The organism is Enterobacter sp. KBR-315C3_2022 (assembly GCF_041399425.1).
Classification (GTDB): domain Bacteria; phylum Pseudomonadota; class Gammaproteobacteria; order Enterobacterales; family Enterobacteriaceae; genus Enterobacter.
The window spans coordinates 49,960-65,572 of the sequence record NZ_JBGKEB010000022.1; the positions used below are offsets into that span (position 1 = coordinate 49,960).

Annotated in this window: 17 protein-coding genes; 15 read left to right on the forward strand and 2 right to left on the reverse strand. The window is 56.6% G+C overall.

Annotation, left to right across the window (positions count from 1 at the left end):
* The 5 genes from yceG (at nt 1) to ptsG (ending at nt 5,193) form a co-directional block, all read left to right on the forward strand.
* Nucleotides 1-1,023 carry a cell division protein YceG gene (yceG, locus tag AB8804_RS19190; protein ID WP_371189057.1) on the forward strand — a complete coding sequence of 341 codons (1,023 nt, stop codon included), beginning with the start codon at nt 1-3 and terminating at the stop codon, nt 1,021-1,023.
* Nucleotides 1,013-1,654, forward strand: coding sequence for a dTMP kinase (gene tmk / locus AB8804_RS19195; RefSeq protein ID WP_371189059.1), 642 nt, complete (start codon nt 1,013-1,015; stop codon nt 1,652-1,654). Before yceG ends, tmk begins: the two co-directional genes overlap by 11 nt.
* The gene (gene holB, locus AB8804_RS19200; RefSeq protein ID WP_371189061.1) at nt 1,651-2,655 is read left to right on the forward strand and encodes a DNA polymerase III subunit delta'; all 1,005 of its coding nucleotides are present in this window, start codon (nt 1,651-1,653) and stop codon (nt 2,653-2,655) included. Before tmk ends, holB begins: the two co-directional genes overlap by 4 nt.
* Before the next feature lie 10 nt (nt 2,656-2,665).
* Entirely contained in the window at nt 2,666-3,460 is a 795-nt protein-coding gene (locus tag AB8804_RS19205; RefSeq protein ID WP_371189063.1) for a metal-dependent hydrolase, read from the forward strand.
* 299 nt (nt 3,461-3,759) lie between these two features.
* The gene (gene ptsG, locus AB8804_RS19210) at nt 3,760-5,193 is read left to right on the forward strand and encodes a PTS glucose transporter subunit IIBC (RefSeq protein ID WP_371189065.1); all 1,434 of its coding nucleotides are present in this window, start codon (nt 3,760-3,762) and stop codon (nt 5,191-5,193) included.
* A 109-nt stretch (nt 5,194-5,302) separates the two neighbouring features.
* On the opposite strand, the gene fhuE is transcribed toward ptsG, so the two are convergent.
* Complete coding sequence (fhuE, locus tag AB8804_RS19215) at nt 5,303-7,519, reverse strand: ferric-rhodotorulic acid/ferric-coprogen receptor FhuE (RefSeq protein WP_371189067.1); 2,217 nt, start codon at nt 7,517-7,519, stop codon at nt 5,303-5,305.
* A 351-nt stretch (nt 7,520-7,870) separates the two neighbouring features.
* Between fhuE and hinT the strand changes: the two genes are divergently transcribed.
* The 8 genes from hinT (at nt 7,871) to AB8804_RS19255 (ending at nt 13,940) form a co-directional block, all read left to right on the forward strand.
* Nucleotides 7,871-8,230: a purine nucleoside phosphoramidase gene (hinT, locus tag AB8804_RS19220; RefSeq protein ID WP_006809243.1), complete on the forward strand. Its 360-nt coding sequence runs from the start codon at nt 7,871-7,873 to the stop codon at nt 8,228-8,230.
* 1 nt (nt 8,231) lies between these two features.
* Nucleotides 8,232-8,606: a YcfL family protein gene (locus AB8804_RS19225; RefSeq protein ID WP_371189070.1), complete on the forward strand. Its 375-nt coding sequence runs from the start codon at nt 8,232-8,234 to the stop codon at nt 8,604-8,606.
* A 10-nt stretch (nt 8,607-8,616) separates the two neighbouring features.
* On the forward strand, nt 8,617-9,258 hold the full coding sequence (lpoB, locus tag AB8804_RS19230) for a penicillin-binding protein activator LpoB (protein ID WP_112009363.1): 642 nt from the start codon (nt 8,617-8,619) through the stop codon (nt 9,256-9,258).
* On the forward strand, nt 9,239-10,063 hold the full coding sequence (thiK, locus tag AB8804_RS19235; RefSeq protein ID WP_371189073.1) for a thiamine kinase: 825 nt from the start codon (nt 9,239-9,241) through the stop codon (nt 10,061-10,063). Before lpoB ends, thiK begins: the two co-directional genes overlap by 20 nt.
* 11 nt (nt 10,064-10,074) lie before the next feature.
* Nucleotides 10,075-11,100 (forward strand): beta-N-acetylhexosaminidase, encoded by a 1,026-nt coding sequence (nagZ, locus tag AB8804_RS19240; protein WP_371189085.1) that lies wholly within the window; start codon nt 10,075-10,077, stop codon nt 11,098-11,100.
* A gap of 34 nt (nt 11,101-11,134) precedes the next feature.
* On the forward strand, nt 11,135-11,677 hold the full coding sequence (ycfP, locus tag AB8804_RS19245) for an alpha/beta hydrolase YcfP (protein WP_371189075.1): 543 nt from the start codon (nt 11,135-11,137) through the stop codon (nt 11,675-11,677).
* A gap of 236 nt (nt 11,678-11,913) precedes the next feature.
* The gene (locus AB8804_RS19250) at nt 11,914-13,218 is read left to right on the forward strand and encodes an NAD(P)/FAD-dependent oxidoreductase (protein WP_112009366.1); all 1,305 of its coding nucleotides are present in this window, start codon (nt 11,914-11,916) and stop codon (nt 13,216-13,218) included.
* Between the two features lie 182 nt (nt 13,219-13,400).
* Nucleotides 13,401-13,940 carry a glycine zipper 2TM domain-containing protein gene (locus AB8804_RS19255; RefSeq protein ID WP_371189077.1) on the forward strand — a complete coding sequence of 180 codons (540 nt, stop codon included), beginning with the start codon at nt 13,401-13,403 and terminating at the stop codon, nt 13,938-13,940.
* 65 nt (nt 13,941-14,005) lie between these two features.
* Here AB8804_RS19255 and comR read toward each other — a convergent pair whose 3' ends face one another.
* Nucleotides 14,006-14,641 (reverse strand): TetR family copper-responsive transcriptional repressor ComR, encoded by a 636-nt coding sequence (gene comR, locus AB8804_RS19260; protein WP_371189079.1) that lies wholly within the window; start codon nt 14,639-14,641, stop codon nt 14,006-14,008.
* Between the two features lie 245 nt (nt 14,642-14,886).
* On the opposite strand from comR, the gene bhsA reads away from it, so the two are divergent.
* Nucleotides 14,887-15,144 (forward strand): multiple stress resistance protein BhsA, encoded by a 258-nt coding sequence (bhsA, locus tag AB8804_RS19265; RefSeq protein WP_371189081.1) that lies wholly within the window; start codon nt 14,887-14,889, stop codon nt 15,142-15,144.
* 139 nt (nt 15,145-15,283) lie between these two features.
* A partial coding sequence (locus tag AB8804_RS19270; protein ID WP_371189083.1) for a transposase domain-containing protein occupies nt 15,284-15,613 on the forward strand: 330 nt, incomplete at its 3' end.

Consider the following 15,613-nt stretch of genomic DNA (forward strand, 5'->3'; position numbering starts at 1 on the left):
ATGAAGAAAATGTTGCGCTTTGTCCTCCTCCTTATTGTCGCGCTGGGTATCGCTGGCGGAGCGGGAGTCTGGAAGGTTCGTCAGATGGCGAACAGTAAGATCCTCATTAAAGAAGAGACGATATTCACGCTGAAAGCAGGCACCGGGCGCATGGCGCTGGGCGAGCAGCTTTATAGCGACAAAATTATTAACCGCCCGCGCGTCTTCCAGTGGCTGCTGCGCGTTGAGCCCGAGCTGTCCCACTTTAAGGCAGGTACCTACCGGTTTACGCCGGGCATGACCGTCAGAGAGATGCTGCAGCTGCTGGAGAGCGGTAAAGAGGCGCAGTTCCCGCTGCGCTTTGTTGAGGGCATGCGCCTGAGCGACTACCTGCGACAGCTTCGCGATGCGCCCTACATTAAGCATACCCTGAAAGACGACGACTACCAGACGGTGGCCGAGGTTCTGAAATTCGAGCACCCTGAGTGGGTAGAGGGCTGGTTCTGGCCGGACACCTGGATGTACACCGCGGGAACCCCCGACGTGGCGATCCTGAAGCGCGCGCATAAGAAAATGGTCGCGGCGGTGGACTCAGCGTGGGAAGGGCGCGCCGACGGGCTGCCGTACAAAGACCAGAACCAGTTTGTGACCATGGCCTCGATCGTCGAGAAAGAGACGGCCGTTGCGGCTGAGCGCGATCAGGTGGCATCGGTCTTTATCAACCGACTGCGGATCGGCATGCGTCTGCAAACTGACCCAACCGTCATCTACGGCATGGGCGAAGGCTATAACGGTAAGCTATCCAGAAAGGATCTGGAAACGCCAACGGCATATAATACCTACGTCATTGCTGGCTTACCGCCGGGCCCGATTGCGACGCCGAGTGAAGCGTCGCTGCGTGCCGCCGCGCATCCGGCCAAAACGCCGTACCTCTATTTTGTGGCCGACGGCAAAGGTGGGCATACGTTTAATACCAATCTCGCGGGCCACAATCGCTCAGTTCAGGACTATCTGAAGGCACTTAAGGAAAAAAATGCGCAGTAAATACATTGTCATTGAGGGACTCGAAGGGGCGGGGAAAACCACTGCCCGCAATGTGGTTGTCGATACGCTCAGCGCGCTTGGCGTCACCGAAATGACCTTTACCCGCGAGCCGGGCGGCACGCAGCTGGCTGAAAAGCTGCGCAGCCTGGTGCTGGATATCAAATCCGTCGGCGACGAGGTGATTGAGGACAAAGCGGAAGTGCTGATGTTCTACGCCGCGCGGGTGCAGCTGGTTGAGACGGTGATCAAGCCCGCGCTGGCGGAAGGTAAATGGGTGATTGGCGATCGTCACGATCTGTCGACCCAGGCTTATCAGGGCGGCGGTCGCGGCATCGACCAGACGCTGCTCGCGACGCTGCGCGATGCGGTATTAGGTGATTTTCGTCCCGACCTGACGCTCTATCTTGACGTCACGCCGGAAGTTGGCCTTAAGCGCGCGCGCGCGCGCGGCGAGCTGGACCGCATTGAACAAGAGTCTTTCGACTTCTTTAACCGCACCCGAGCGCGCTATCTTGAACTCGCTGACCGTGACGCCTCCATACGCACCATCGACGCGACCCAGCCGCTGGACGAGGTGACTCTCGCCATTCAGAACACGGTTCGCCAGTGGTTTGAGGAGCAGCAGGCATGAAATGGTATCCATGGCTGCGCCCGCACTTTGAACAGCTGATCAACAGCTATCAGGCTGGGCGGGGGCATCATGCGTTACTGATTCAGGCCCTGCCGGGGATGGGCGACGATGCGCTAATTTACGCCATTACCCGTTTTTTGATGTGTCATCAGCCGGAAGGGCACAAAAGCTGCGGTAAATGCCGCGGCTGCCAGCTGATGCAGGCGGGAACACATCCCGATTACTACACGCTTGAGCCTGAGAAGGGCAAAAGCACGCTCGGCATTGACGCGGTGCGCGAGGTCAGCGAAAAGCTTTACGAGCACGCGCGCCTCGGCGGGGCGAAAGTCGTTTGGCTGAACGATGCCGCGCTGCTTACCGAAGCCGCGGCGAATGCGCTGCTTAAAACCCTGGAAGAGCCGCCGGAAAAAACGTGGTTCTTCCTGTCGTGCCGCGAGCCGGGCCGCTTGCTGGCCACGTTGCGCAGCCGCTGTCGCCTCCATCATCTTGCTGTTCCCCCGGAAGCGTGGGCGTTAAGCTGGCTCCAGCGAGAAGTGACGGTGTCACAAGATGCGGCGCTTTCCGCGCTGCGCCTGTGCAGCGGTGCGCCTGCCGCGGCGCTCGCGGTTCTCCAGCCCGAGCGCTGGTCTCAGCGCGACGCTTTATGCCGTGCGGTCCAGTCCGCGATTGAAACCCGCGACTGGCTGAGCCTCCTGCCGACGCTCAACGGGGAACAGGCTGCGGAGCATCTGCACTGGCTGGCTTCCCTGATGCTGGACGCGTTGAAAATCCAGCAGGGCGCAACGCTGCTAACCAATCTCGACGTCTGGCCGCTGCTGAGCACCCTGGCGAACCACCTGCCGGGGGCCACGCTGCGCGCTATCCTCCATGAGGTGTGCCAGAGCCGCGAACAGCTTTTAACCGTAACGGGTCTTAATCGCGAGCTTTTATTGACCGACCGGTTACTGCAAATCGAACATTACCTGCAACCAGGCGTTAATCCGCCTGCATTCCATCTCTGAGAGAGACATTATGTTTTTAGTCGACTCACACTGCCATCTTGATGGCCTGGATTATCAATCCCTGCATAAGGACGTGGACGACGTGCTGGCGAAAGCCGCCGCCCGCGACGTGAAGTTTTGCCTCGCCGTAGCGACGACGCTGCCCGGCTATCGCACCATGCGCGAGCTGGTGGGCGTTCGCGATAACGTGGTCTTCTCCTGCGGCGTGCATCCGCTCAATCAGGATGACGCGTACGACGTCGACGAGCTGCGCCGCCTGGCGGCAGAAGAGGGCGTCGTGGCGATGGGGGAGACCGGACTGGACTATTTTTACACGCCGGAAACTAAACCTCTCCAGCAGGAGTCTTTTCGCAACCATATCCGCATTGGCCGCGAGCTGAACAAGCCGGTCATCGTCCACACCCGCGACGCGCGCGCCGATACGCTGGCCATCCTTCAGGAAGAAAACGTGACGGATTGCGGTGGCGTACTACACTGTTTCACTGAAGACAGAGAAACAGCGGGTAAGCTCCTGGATTTGGGTTTTTATATCTCTTTTTCGGGGATCGTGACGTTCCGAAATGCTGAACAGCTTCGTGATGCCGCACGCTATGTCCCTCTCGATCGTATCCTGGTGGAGACGGATTCTCCTTATCTGGCCCCGGTACCGCATCGCGGTAAAGAGAACCAGCCGGCCATGACGAGAGACGTGGCAGAGTATATGGCCGTTCTGAAAGGCGTAAGCGTCGAAGAACTGGCGCGCGCCACGACGGAAAACTTCGCAAATCTGTTCCATATCGACCCCGCCCGCCTGCAATCTCTCTGATAGTTCTCTTTTTTTTAGGCTCGTAATTAATCAGCAAAGCGAGTAAAGTTCACCGCCTCATTTGGGGCGGTGAGGGTGTTTACAGACACATCCGGACATGCTTTTTGTAAATAACTGAAAGTTTTTCGACCGTCTCAAACTGAAACGTGATAGCCGTCAAACAAACATGGCGTGAATTATTTTACTCTGTGTAATAAATCAAAAGGGCGCTTAGATGTCCTGTCCACGGCGCGGTACTCCCCCCGGGCCAATGCGTGAAAGCGTAAAAAAAGCACAAATACTCAGGAGCACTCTCAATTATGTTTAAGAATGCATTTGCTAACCTGCAAAAGGTCGGTAAATCGCTGATGCTGCCAGTATCCGTACTGCCTATCGCAGGTATCCTGCTGGGTGTCGGTTCTGCAAACTTCAGCTGGCTGCCAGCCGTAGTTTCCCACGTGATGGCCGAAGCAGGCGGTTCTGTTTTTGCTAACATGCCGCTGATCTTCGCTATCGGTGTTGCTCTGGGCTTCACCAATAACGACGGTGTATCCGCTCTGGCTGCCGTTGTGGCTTACGGCATCATGGTGAAAACCATGGCTGTGGTTGCGCCGCTGGTTCTGCATTTACCGGCTGAAGAGATCGCAGCGAAACACCTGGCGGATACCGGGGTTCTCGGCGGTATCATCTCCGGTGCGATTGCAGCGTATATGTTTAACCGCTTCTATCGCATCAAGCTGCCTGAGTATCTGGGCTTCTTCGCGGGCAAGCGTTTCGTGCCGATCATCTCTGGTCTGGCTGCGATCTTCACTGGCGTGATCCTGTCCTTCATCTGGCCACCAATCGGTTCCGCTATCCAGACCTTCTCTCAGTGGGCTGCGTACCAGAACCCGGTTGTGGCGTTTGGTATCTACGGCTTCATCGAGCGCTGCCTGGTGCCGTTTGGTCTGCACCACATCTGGAACGTTCCATTCCAGATGCAAATTGGTGAGTACACCAACGCAGCAGGTCAGGTATTCCACGGTGATATCCCACGCTACATGGCAGGCGACCCAACGGCGGGCAAACTGTCCGGCGGCTTCCTGTTCAAAATGTACGGCCTGCCAGCCGCTGCGATTGCAATCTGGCACTCTGCTAAACCAGAGAACCGTGCAAAAGTGGGCGGTATCATGATCTCCGCAGCGCTGACCTCGTTCCTGACCGGTATCACCGAGCCGATCGAGTTCTCCTTCATGTTCGTTGCGCCGATCCTGTACATTATCCACGCCGTTCTGGCTGGCCTGGCATTCCCAATCTGTATTCTGCTGGGTATGCGTGACGGTACGTCCTTCTCTCACGGCCTGATCGACTTCATCGTTCTGTCCGGTAACAGCAGCAAGCTGTGGCTGTTCCCAATCGTGGGTATTTGCTACGCGATCGTCTACTACACCGTCTTCCGCGTGCTGATCAAAGCGCTGGACCTGAAAACTCCGGGTCGTGAAGATGCGTCAGAAGACTCCAAAGCGACCGCGACCAGCGAAATGGCTCCGGCCCTGGTTGCCGCGTTTGGCGGTAAAGAAAACATCACCAACCTGGATGCATGTATCACACGTCTGCGTGTGAGCGTTGCGGACGTTGCCAAAGTCGATCAGCCTGGTCTGAAGAAACTCGGTGCGGCAGGCGTGGTTGTTGCAGGTTCAGGCGTTCAGGCTATCTTCGGGACCAAGTCCGATAACCTGAAAACTGAAATGGATGAGTACATCCGCAACAGCTAAGTCGTGATGTGGGGAGACTAAGGCAGCCGAATGGCTGCCTTTTTTACGCCTGTCGTTTAGAGGCATAAAAAAAGGGAGCCTGCTGGCTCCCCGTGTTGCACACCGCATTTTAGAAACTGTAGCTTCCGCTTACGGAGAAGTTACGCGGCGCGCCGTACACGCCGTACGTTCCCAGGTAGTCATAGTACTCTTTGTCGAAGACGTTATTCAGGTTGCCCTGTATCGCAAAGTTTTTGGTGACCTGATAGCGGGTAAACAGATCGACGACGGTGTAGCCATTCTGCCCGATCTGGGTGATGCCGTTAGGGCCCGGCGTTTCGAAATCGTACCAGGTTTTATTCTGCCAGCGCGCGCCGCCGCCAACCGTCACCTCAGGCAGCATTGGCAGCTGGTAGCGGGTGAAGAGCTTCAGCGTCGTGCGAGGCTGCTGCGGGTTCACCGCGTTGCCGTCCTCATCTTCCGCAACGTAGCGGCTGCCGCCGAAGGTCAGCTGCCAGTTGTCGGTCAACGCGCCGTTCAGCTCAAACTCCACGCCTTTGCTCACGGTTCCGTCTATCGACTTATAGGCGCTCTGTCCGCCAGAACCAGGGATGGTCATGCCGGTATTCACGGCGACGTTATCCTGCTCAATGCGGAAGACCGACAGGGTGGCGGTCAGGCGGGTGTTAAACCAGTCGCCCTTCACGCCGGCCTCGTAGCTTTTCCCGGTCGTCGGATCGATAAAGTTGCTGTTGATATCGCGCTGGCCGGAAGGCTGGAAGATCGAGGTATAGCTCGCGTATACCGACCACGTATCGTCGATATCGTAGATCAGCCCGGCGTACGGGGTGACGTCATCAAACTTCGCGTTGCGGATTTCGTCCGGTTTACGCTCCAGATTATATTTGGCGCTCCACTCGGTGTAGCGCGCGCCCAGGATCAGGTGAAGCGGGTCGGCCAGGGAGAGGCGCGTGGCGGCGTAGACCGACTTCTGACGGATCACGTCACGCTGGTAAAGCGCAAAGCTGGACCACGTCGGATCGGCCAGATTTCCGCTGTAATCATAAATACTGCCCACGTCCATCAGGCCGTAATTATCGTTGACCGGGTAGGAATTATCATAGTTGTTGCGCTGGCGGCTGTAGCTGCCGCCCAGCATCAGCTCGTGCTGACGCCCCAGAAGGTCGTAGCCGCCGCGTACAAACGCGTCTACGGAGTCCTGCTTGCGCTGGCCTTTGTTCCAGCCGCCCCACGCGCCCTGGAAGCTGGCGGCATCGTACAGGCCGGTGGTCTTATCCGGATAGCCGTCGATGTACATCAGCTTGCTGTCGAAATTGGTTTCCGCATGCATCGCGTTAACCTTTGCTTCCCAGCCGTTGTCGAACCGCTGGGTCAGATTCGCAAAGACTTTGGTGGAATCCTGATTCGAGTAGGCCCAGTCGGCGGCGGTGTTAAAGCCGCGGCGGAAATGGGTTTTGCTGCCGTCGCTGAACAGGGAGGGGAAGCCGCCCCAGGTTGGGCTATCTTCATCGCTTTCCTGGTAATCGTATCCGAGGGAGAGCGTGGTTGAGTCGGTCAAATCCGCATCAACCACGCCGTAGACGAACTTTTTACGGTAGTGGTTACGCTCAACCCAGGAGTCTCTATCCTCATAGCCCGTAATCACGCGCCCGCGCACCTTGCCGGACTCGGTAAGCGGAGCCTGAAGGTCGAGCACGTAGCGCTGTTTGTCCCAGCTGCCGTAGGTGGCGGAGACCGAGCCCTTAAATTCTTTGCTGTCCGCATGCTTACGCACCATATTGACGTAAGCGGAGGGGTTTCCCGTTCCGCTCATCAACCCGGCAGCGCCGCGGACCACCTCGATCTTGTCGAAGATCGCCGTATCGCCTGCGGTATCACCAAAGTTCCAGCGGTTGTCGAGGAAGGTCGGCATATCTTCATAGGCGAAGTTGCTGATAAAGAAACCGCGCGCGTAGAAATTCGTGCGGCTGGTATCGATGCGGGAAGCGCTCACCCCGGTCGTGTTGTCCAGCACCTGGCCGATGGTATTCAGCTCCTGGTCCTGCATACGCTGCTGGCTGATGACGCTAACGGACTGCGGAATATCGCGCTGCACGAGGAGCAGCTTGGTCCCGGTGGTGGTGGTTTTTACGCTGTAATCCTGGTCCTGACCGGCAGACGGATCCTGCGCGTTGTCAAAACCACCGTCCACGACGACGGTATCTTCCGTCTCAGCGGCGGCGAAACTTACGGTTGGCGTCAATGCCATAGCAATGCAGGCGGCCAGCAACGAGGGCGTTGCGGCAGGCTGGCGTTGCCCATCCCTGGTGTGATTAGTGAAAGACATCATCAAACCCTTAATGAATGGAGAGAGTGGTGTGCGTCAGTCCCGAGGAGACGGGCTGCCGTCGTTTTCTATGTTGAAAATGCGCATGAAAATGCAAATGCGAAATATACGCATTGAGATTAACGCTGTAAACAGATGTTTCGGATGTAACTGAAATATTGTTTCAGCGGCTTTAGCCGCCCGGCAGGTCACTATCCAGCCAGCGGGAAGGCGATAAGGAAAGAAATCGTGGGATAAGGTTGAAAGGACAGGAGAAAGTCGCTCATACTCTTCTATCGCGCCGCGCGGTCACAGGGTCACGTGTATCGCGAGAGACGCGCTACGCCAGCTTAAACAAAAAAGGAAAAGGTCATGGCTGAAGAAACGATTTTTAGTAAAATTATTCGCCGCGAAATCCCGTCAGATATCGTCTATCAGGATGAGCTGGTCACGGCTTTCCGGGACATTTCTCCTCAGGCGCCGACGCACATCCTTATCATTCCTAATATTCTGATTCCTACCGTAAATGACGTAAAAACTGAGCATGAAGTCGCTTTAGGCCGTATGCTGACAGTAGCGGCGAAAATTGCAGAGCAGGAAGGAATTGCTGAAGACGGCTATCGTCTGATCATGAACTGCAATCGTCACGGTGGTCAGGAAGTTTATCATATTCACATGCATCTGCTTGGCGGTCGCCCGCTGGGGCCGATGCTGGCGCATAAAGGTCTTTGACATGTTGAAAGGGTGTAGTGCTGCGCTGATATTGACGTTCGTCCTGGCGGGATGCAGCTCGCGTCCGGCGATACCGGTCAGCGACGAGCAGAAGCTGGTCATGGAATCCTCCGTGCTTGCCGCAGGCATTACGGCAGAGGAACCTTCGCTCACCTTAAGTGAAATCCAGTCTTCTGCGTCCTCTACGCTCTTTAACGAAAGGCATGAGCCAGTAACGGTCCACTATCGTTTTTACTGGTACGACGTAAGAGGTCTTGAAATGCACCCGCTGGAAGCGCCGCGAAGCGTGACCATTCCTGCAAGATCGTCGGTGACGCTCTACGGCAGCGCCAACTATCTGGGTGCGCATAAGGTGAGACTTTATCTTTATCTGTAAGAGGTGAACCTTGATTAAAAATGTGAGCCGCTATGCGCTCGTGACGGCCTTTGCTCTTTTTCTGGCCGGGTGTGTGACCCGAACCGAGCAGCCTGCACCTGTAGAAGAGGCGAAGCCAGGTACTGAACAACCGACGCAGCCTACCGAACCGGTTCCGACGGTGCCTTCCGTGCCGACCATTCCGGCGCAGCCGGGTCCGATTGAGCATCCGGACGCGCAGCCGACGCCGCGCGTTCGCCACTATGACTGGAACGGCGCCATGCAGCCGATGGTCGGTAAAATGCTTCAGGCCGAGGGCGTCACGCCAGGTGGCGTGCTGCTGGTCGACAGCGTGAATAACCGTACCAACGGTTCACTGAACGCGGGCGAAGCGACCGAAACGCTGCGCAACGCGCTGGCCAACAACGGCAAGTTTACGCTGGTCTCTTCCCAGCAGCTGGCCGTCGCGAAGCAGCAGCTTGGCCTGTCACCGCAGGACAGCCTCGGCTCGCGCAGCAAAGCAATTGGCATTGCCCGCAACGTTGGCGCGCAGTACGTGCTCTATTCAAACGCTACCGGCAACGTCAACACGCCAGCGCTGCAAATGCAGCTGATGCTGGTGCAGACGGGCGAGATTATCTGGTCAGGTAAAGGTGCGGTTTCGCAACAATAACCTGACGCGCGCAGGGATCCTGACGCGCTACTTTCCCGAGCATCGCCTCATCGCGCCGCAGGCCCATTCCGGGCTTGGCGGCGCGAGCTGCATTATTGAGCAGGGGGATCGTCGGCTGGTGTTGCGCCAGCATCACGATGATTCCGCCCCTGCCTCCCACTTTCGCCGCCAGCTTCGCGCCCTGCAGCGTCTGCCCGCAGACATTGTTCCCACGCCGCATTTTTACGCTGAAGGCTGGATGGCGGTGGACTATCTTGCGGGTGAGATCAAAAGCGTGCTGCCGGATCCCCCGCGGCTGGCCGCCCTGTTGTATCATCTGCACCGTCAGAGACGGCTGGGCTGGCGCATCGCGCTGCTGCCGCTGCTCGAACAATACTGGCAGCAATCCTCGCCCGACAGGCGCTCGCCGTTCTGGCTCGCTCAGCTCCGGCGATTGCGCAAAGCCGGTGAGCCGCGCCCGCTGCGCCTCGCGCCGCTGCACATGGACGTTCACGCCGGAAATATTGTTCATACCTCCGACGGTGAACGGCTCATCGACTGGGAATACGCCGGAGACGGCGACGTGGCGCTGGAGCTCGCGGCGGTCTGGACCACGGATGACGCCGAGCGGCAGGCGCTGATTGCCGCCTATGCGCAAATGGCACAGCTAAACGAACGCCTGCTGGTGCGCCAGGTCAAACGCTGGCGACCGTGGGTCCTGATGCTGATGGCGGGCTGGTTTGAGCTTCGCTATCAAAAAACAAACGATAAACACTTTATTGCGCTGGCAGATGACGTCTGGCGTCAGTTACAAACAAAAGGATAAGAGAGGTGCGTGTGGGTCCGGTCATGTTGGATGTCGAAGGGTTTGAGCTGGATGCGGAAGAGCGCGAAATACTGGCGCACCCGCTGGTGGGCGGGCTGATCCTGTTTACCCGTAACTATCACGACCCTGAGCAGCTGCGCGAGCTGGTGCGCCAGATCCGCGCCGCGTCGCGTCATCGTCTGGTGGTGGCGGTCGATCAGGAAGGGGGACGCGTCCAGCGCTTCCGTGAAGGCTTTACCCGGCTGCCGGCGGCGCAGTCTTTTGCCGCGCTGCTGGGTACGGAAGAGGGCGGCAGGCTGGCGCAGGACGCGGGCTGGCTGATGGCAAGCGAAATGATCGCCATGGACATCGACATCAGCTTTGCGCCGGTGCTGGACGTCGGGCATATCAGCGCCGCCATTGGCGAGCGCTCGTATCACGAAGACCCGCGAATTGCGCTGGCAATGGCGACCCGTTTTATCGACGGTATGCACGATGCGGGCATGAAAACCACCGGTAAGCATTTCCCGGGGCACGGCGCCGTCACCGCGGATTCACACAAAGAAACCCCGTGCGATCCGCGCCCTGAGGCGGAAATCCGCGCGCATGATATGTCCGTCTTCCGTTCGCTGATTACCGACAACAAGCTCGATGCCATCATGCCTGCACACGTCATCTATAGCGACGTTGACCCGCGCCCGGCCAGCGGCTCTCCACACTGGCTGAAAACCGTGCTGCGTCAGGAGCTGGGCTTTAACGGCGTCATTTTCTCCGATGACCTGTCGATGGAAGGCGCGGCGATTATGGGAAGCTACGCGGAGCGCGGTCAGGCGTCGCTGGACGCAGGTTGCGATATGATCCTGGTCTGCAATAATCGTAAAGGTGCCGTTAGCGTGCTGGATAACCTGTCGCCGATCAATGCTGAACGTGTTACACAATTGTATCATAAAGGTTCATTTAGCCGTCAGGAGCTGATGGATTCGGCGCGCTGGAAGACGGTGAATGCGCAACTCGAGGCGCTGAACGAGCGCTGGCAGGCCCACAAAGCCAGCCTGTAATTCCTCCCCAAAGGCCTAGCGTGGTGAGAAGAGAATGATCATTTATTTACACGGTTTTGACTCAAACAGCCCAGGTAATCACGAAAAGGTGCTGCAGCTGCAGTTTATCGACCCGGACGTTCGCCTGATTAGCTACAGCACGCGCCATCCGAAGCACGATATGCAGCATCTGCTTAAGGAAGTCGACAAGATGCTGCAGCTTAACGTCGACGATCGCCCGCTGATTTGCGGCGTGGGTCTGGGCGGATACTGGGCCGAGCGGATCGGCTTTTTATGCGATATCCGCCAGGTCATCTTCAATCCTAACCTGTTCCCGAACGAGAACATGGAGGGCAAGATTGACCGCCCGGAAGAGTATGCGGATATCGGCACCAAGTGCGTGAGCAACTTCCGCGAGAAGAACCGCGATCGCTGCCTGGTGGTGCTCTCGCGCAACGATGAGGCGCTGAACAGCCAGCGTTCGGCTGAGCTGCTGCATCATTACTATGAGATCGTCTGGGATGAAGAAGAGACCCACAAGTTCAAGAACATCTCGCCGCATCTGCAGCGCATAAAGGCCTTTAAAACGCTGGGGTGACAGACCCCGTACCTCCTGAAGCCCGGCCGCGAAAGCGCGTCGGGCTTTCTTTTTTGTCAGACTTGTCTACTTTTAAGCCATCAAAACTTGATGCATATCAATTTTGGTATGACCAATGCGCCTGACGTGTTATTCTCAATGCACCTGAATGGTTTCAGTGCTGTAACCTGTTGTTAATTAAGGGTTATTTTTATAACTTTTAATTAACAATTGGTTAATATTTTGAGGGGGTCACGTTGACTACGCCATTGAAAAAAATAGTGATTGTAGGCGGTGGTGCTGGCGGGCTGGAGCTGGCTACGCAGCTTGGCAAAAAGCTGGGACGCGGTAAAAAAGCGAAAATTACGCTGGTCGATCGTAACCACAGCCACCTGTGGAAACCTTTGCTGCACGAAGTAGCAACCGGTTCGCTGGACGAGGGCGTTGACGCGCTGAGCTATCTGGCGCATGCGCGCAACCATCACTTCCAGTTCCAGCTGGGTTCCGTGATGGATATCAACCGCGAAAATAAAACCATCACCCTCGCGGAGCTGCGTGACGAGAAGGGCGAGCTGCTGGTGCCCGAGCGCAAGCTGGCGTACGACACGCTGGTGATGGCGCTGGGCAGTACCTCAAACGACTTCAACACCCCGGGCGTGAAGGATCACTGCATCTTCCTCGATAACCCGCACCAGGCGCGCCGTTTCCATCAGGAAATGCTTAACCTGTTCCTGAAATACACCAATAACATGGGTGCCAACGGCAAGGTTAACATCGCGATTGTCGGCGGCGGGGCGACGGGCGTTGAGCTTTCTGCGGAACTGCACAACGCGGTTAAACAGCTGCACAGCTATGGCTACAAAGGGCTGACCAACGACGCGCTGAACGTGACCCTCGTCGAAGCGGGCGAACGTATTCTGCCCGCGCTGCCGCCGCGTATTTCCGGCGCGGCGCACAGCGAGCTGACCAAGCTGGGCGTGCGCGTGCTGACCCAAACCATGGTCACCAGCGCCGATGAAGGCGGTCTGCACACCAAAGAGGGTGAGTATATCCAGGCCGACCTGATGGTGTGGGCGGCGGGCATCAAAGCGCCTGACTTTATGAAGGATATCGGCGGGCTTGAGACCAACCGCATCAACCAGCTCGTCACCGAGCCGACGCTGCAAACCACGCGCGATCCGGATATCTACGCCATTGGCGACTGCGCTTCCTGCGCGCGCCCGGAAGGCGGGTTCGTGCCGCCGCGCGCTCAGGCGGCGCATCAGATGGCAAGCCTGGTGCTTCACAACATCCTGGCGCAAATGAAGGGCAAGCCGATGAAGTCGTATGTCTATAAAGACCACGGCTCTCTGGTTTCACTCTCTAACTTCTCCACCGTGGGAAGCCTGATGGGTAACCTGATGCGCGGATCGATGATGGTGGAAGGACGCATTGCGCGCTTCGTCTACATCTCACTGTACCGTATGCACCAGATCGCGCTGCACGGCTACTTTAAAACGGGCCTGATGATGCTGGTGGGCAGAATCAACCGCGTTATCCGTCCTCGCCTGAAGCTCCACTGATAACGCACTCCCTCCGGGCTATCCGGGGGGAGTTTTAGCCGATCGTGCTGAACATCCTCTTTAACGTGCTTAAGAGTTCTCTTAAACACCCTTTATCCCCATTTTTTTGATCCTTTATCCTATAGGCCAAGCCTCTTCTTTATTGCAAAATTGTTACCAATAGCAACAAAGGAGGAACTCCCGTGAATAAATCAATGTTGGCGGGTATAGGGATTGGCGTCGCGGCTGCGTTAGGTGTGGCAGCAGTTGCCAGTCTCAACGTTTTTGAACGTGGCCCGCAGTACGCGCAGGTGGTTTCCGCCACCCCGATTAAAGAAAGCGTCAAAACGCCTCGTCAGGAGTGTCGCAACGTGGCCGTCACCCACCGTCGACCGGTACAGGATGAAAACCGCATTGCCGGTTCCGTTCTGGGGGCCGTCGCGGGCGGCGTGATTGGGCACCAGTTCGGCGGCGGTCGCGGTAAAGACGTGGCCACCGTGGTCGGCGCGCTGGGCGGCGGCTATGCCGGTAACCAGGTGCAGGGCGCGATGCAGGATAATGACACCTACACCACGACCCAGCAGCGCTGCAAAACCGTTTACGACAGGTCGGAAAAAATGCTGGGCTACGATGTAACCTACAAAATCGGCGATCAGCAGGGCAAAATCCGCATGGATAAAGACCCGGGCACGCAAATCCCGCTGGATGGAAACGGCCAGCTGGTGCTGAATAACAAAGCCTAAAATGTGGTTATCTGAATGAAGCTCCTCACGCAGAGGAGCTTTTTTTTTGACTTAAGAAAAGGGAGTCAGGCCTTGAGCAGCTCAGGCCACAGGCGCATCGTGGTCGTGGTGATGCTCTGAAGTTTTTCGAGGCTTGCCCCTTCGCGCGCGCTGATCGACATACCCTGCAAAATACAGTTAAGGTACTGCGCAAGGATCTGCGGCTGGCAGTGCGCCGGGATTTCTCCCCGCTGCTGGCGCTGCGTCAGGAATGTGCTGAGCGTCTCTTCCTGCATGGCGTGCCGGGATTTCACGGTATTTGCGATCTCCTTCGACGAGGCGGCTAGCGTGGCGGAGGTATTGATCATAAAACAGCCCGCGGGCGTATCCTTGCTGGTAAAACAGGTGGCGACGGCGGTGAAATAGTCCTGCAATGCCGCTTCTACCGTTTTCTCCTCGCAGAAAAGCTGCGCTTCATGCTTCGCCGCAAAGCGCGAGATGTATCTGTCCAGTACTGCCCTGAACAGCCCCTCTTTATTCGTAAATTCCGCATACAGCGTCGGCGCTTTGGCTCCGGTGGCTTCCACCAGATCGGAAAGCGAGGTCGCTTCATACCCATGCTGCCAGAAAAGCGTCATGGCCTTATCGAGCGCCGCATCCCTGTCGAACACTTTCGGTCGGCCACGGCTTTTTTTTGCGCAACTCGTGACGTCGGTTGTCATATGCTGTAGGTCCTCAGTTGATTTGCTGAACAACCATTATAAAAAGTATAACCGGCTACGACCAGCGCAGATTCATTAAAAATATATTTATCCTATGAATATGAATTTTAAGGGGTTTGAATTTAGTTTAACGGTCATTACAAAAATGTATTGACGTGTGACCCGGATCACATCTATCATTTACCTATCGATCGTTAAGTAATTAGCTTGCGACATCAAATTCATCTGCATAAAGGTCAAAAATCATGAAAAACGTAAAAACCCTCATCGCCGCTGCCGTCCTTAGCTCACTCTCTTTCGCCAGCTTCGCCGCTGTTGAAGTGCAATCTTCTCCGGCTGACCAGCAAAAACTGGGCACCATCTCCGCAACTGCCGGGACTAACCTGGGCTCGCTGGAAGATCAGCTGGCGCAGAAAGCTGACGCCATGGGCGCAAAATCTTTCCGCATTACCTCTGTGACCGGTCCTAACACCCTCCACGGGACTGCCGTCATCTACAAATAAGCCTGGCTAAACCCTCATTTATGCCACTGCTATAAAAAAACGCCCTGCATTTGCAGTAATGCCGATCGTTTAAGAGTACTTGAACGATCCGGCCAGTAAGAGACAATCCAGAGTCTGTTATCCTGACTCTGGATTTTTTATGTCTGAAAACGATATAGATTTCGTTGTTGATGCTTTCTCTTCTGAACTCGATACTTTCTCCCGCTCGCTTGACCCTGCGTGGATCCACCAGGCCCTCAACGCCTGTCACAAGGCCAGTATACGTCGGCGTCGCCTTCCCGCTGAGCAGGCCGTCTGGCTCGTGCTGATGATGGGATTGCTGCGTGATTTATCCATAAAAGATGTCTGCCATCACCTCGATATCGTTCTTCAGCCTGATGAAGGCTACCAGAGTCTCGCTCCCAGCGTACTCACCGCAGCACGCCAGCGCCTGGGCGAGGCCCCGCTTCGTTATTTGTTCCATGCCTGT

What these genes read in the sequence shown, in the direction of transcription:
- AB8804_RS19205 (WP_371189063.1), top strand. Translation starts at nt 2,666, where the DNA reads ATGTTTTTAGTCGACTCACACTGCCATCTTGATGGCCTGGATTATCAA.
- bhsA (WP_371189081.1), top strand. Translation starts at nt 14,887, where the DNA reads ATGAAAAACGTAAAAACCCTCATCGCCGCTGCCGTCCTTAGCTCACTC.
- tmk (WP_371189059.1), top strand. Translation starts at nt 1,013, where the DNA reads ATGCGCAGTAAATACATTGTCATTGAGGGACTCGAAGGGGCGGGGAAA.
- fhuE (WP_371189067.1), bottom strand. Translation starts at nt 7,519, where the DNA reads ATGTCTTTCACTAATCACACCAGGGATGGGCAACGCCAGCCTGCCGCA.
- comR (WP_371189079.1), bottom strand. Translation starts at nt 14,641, where the DNA reads ATGACAACCGACGTCACGAGTTGCGCAAAAAAAAGCCGTGGCCGACCG.
- ptsG (WP_371189065.1), top strand. Translation starts at nt 3,760, where the DNA reads ATGTTTAAGAATGCATTTGCTAACCTGCAAAAGGTCGGTAAATCGCTG.
- holB (WP_371189061.1), top strand. Translation starts at nt 1,651, where the DNA reads ATGAAATGGTATCCATGGCTGCGCCCGCACTTTGAACAGCTGATCAAC.
- yceG (WP_371189057.1), top strand. Translation starts at nt 1, where the DNA reads ATGAAGAAAATGTTGCGCTTTGTCCTCCTCCTTATTGTCGCGCTGGGT.
- ycfP (WP_371189075.1), top strand. Translation starts at nt 11,135, where the DNA reads ATGATCATTTATTTACACGGTTTTGACTCAAACAGCCCAGGTAATCAC.
- hinT (WP_006809243.1), top strand. Translation starts at nt 7,871, where the DNA reads ATGGCTGAAGAAACGATTTTTAGTAAAATTATTCGCCGCGAAATCCCG.
- AB8804_RS19225 (WP_371189070.1), top strand. Translation starts at nt 8,232, where the DNA reads ATGTTGAAAGGGTGTAGTGCTGCGCTGATATTGACGTTCGTCCTGGCG.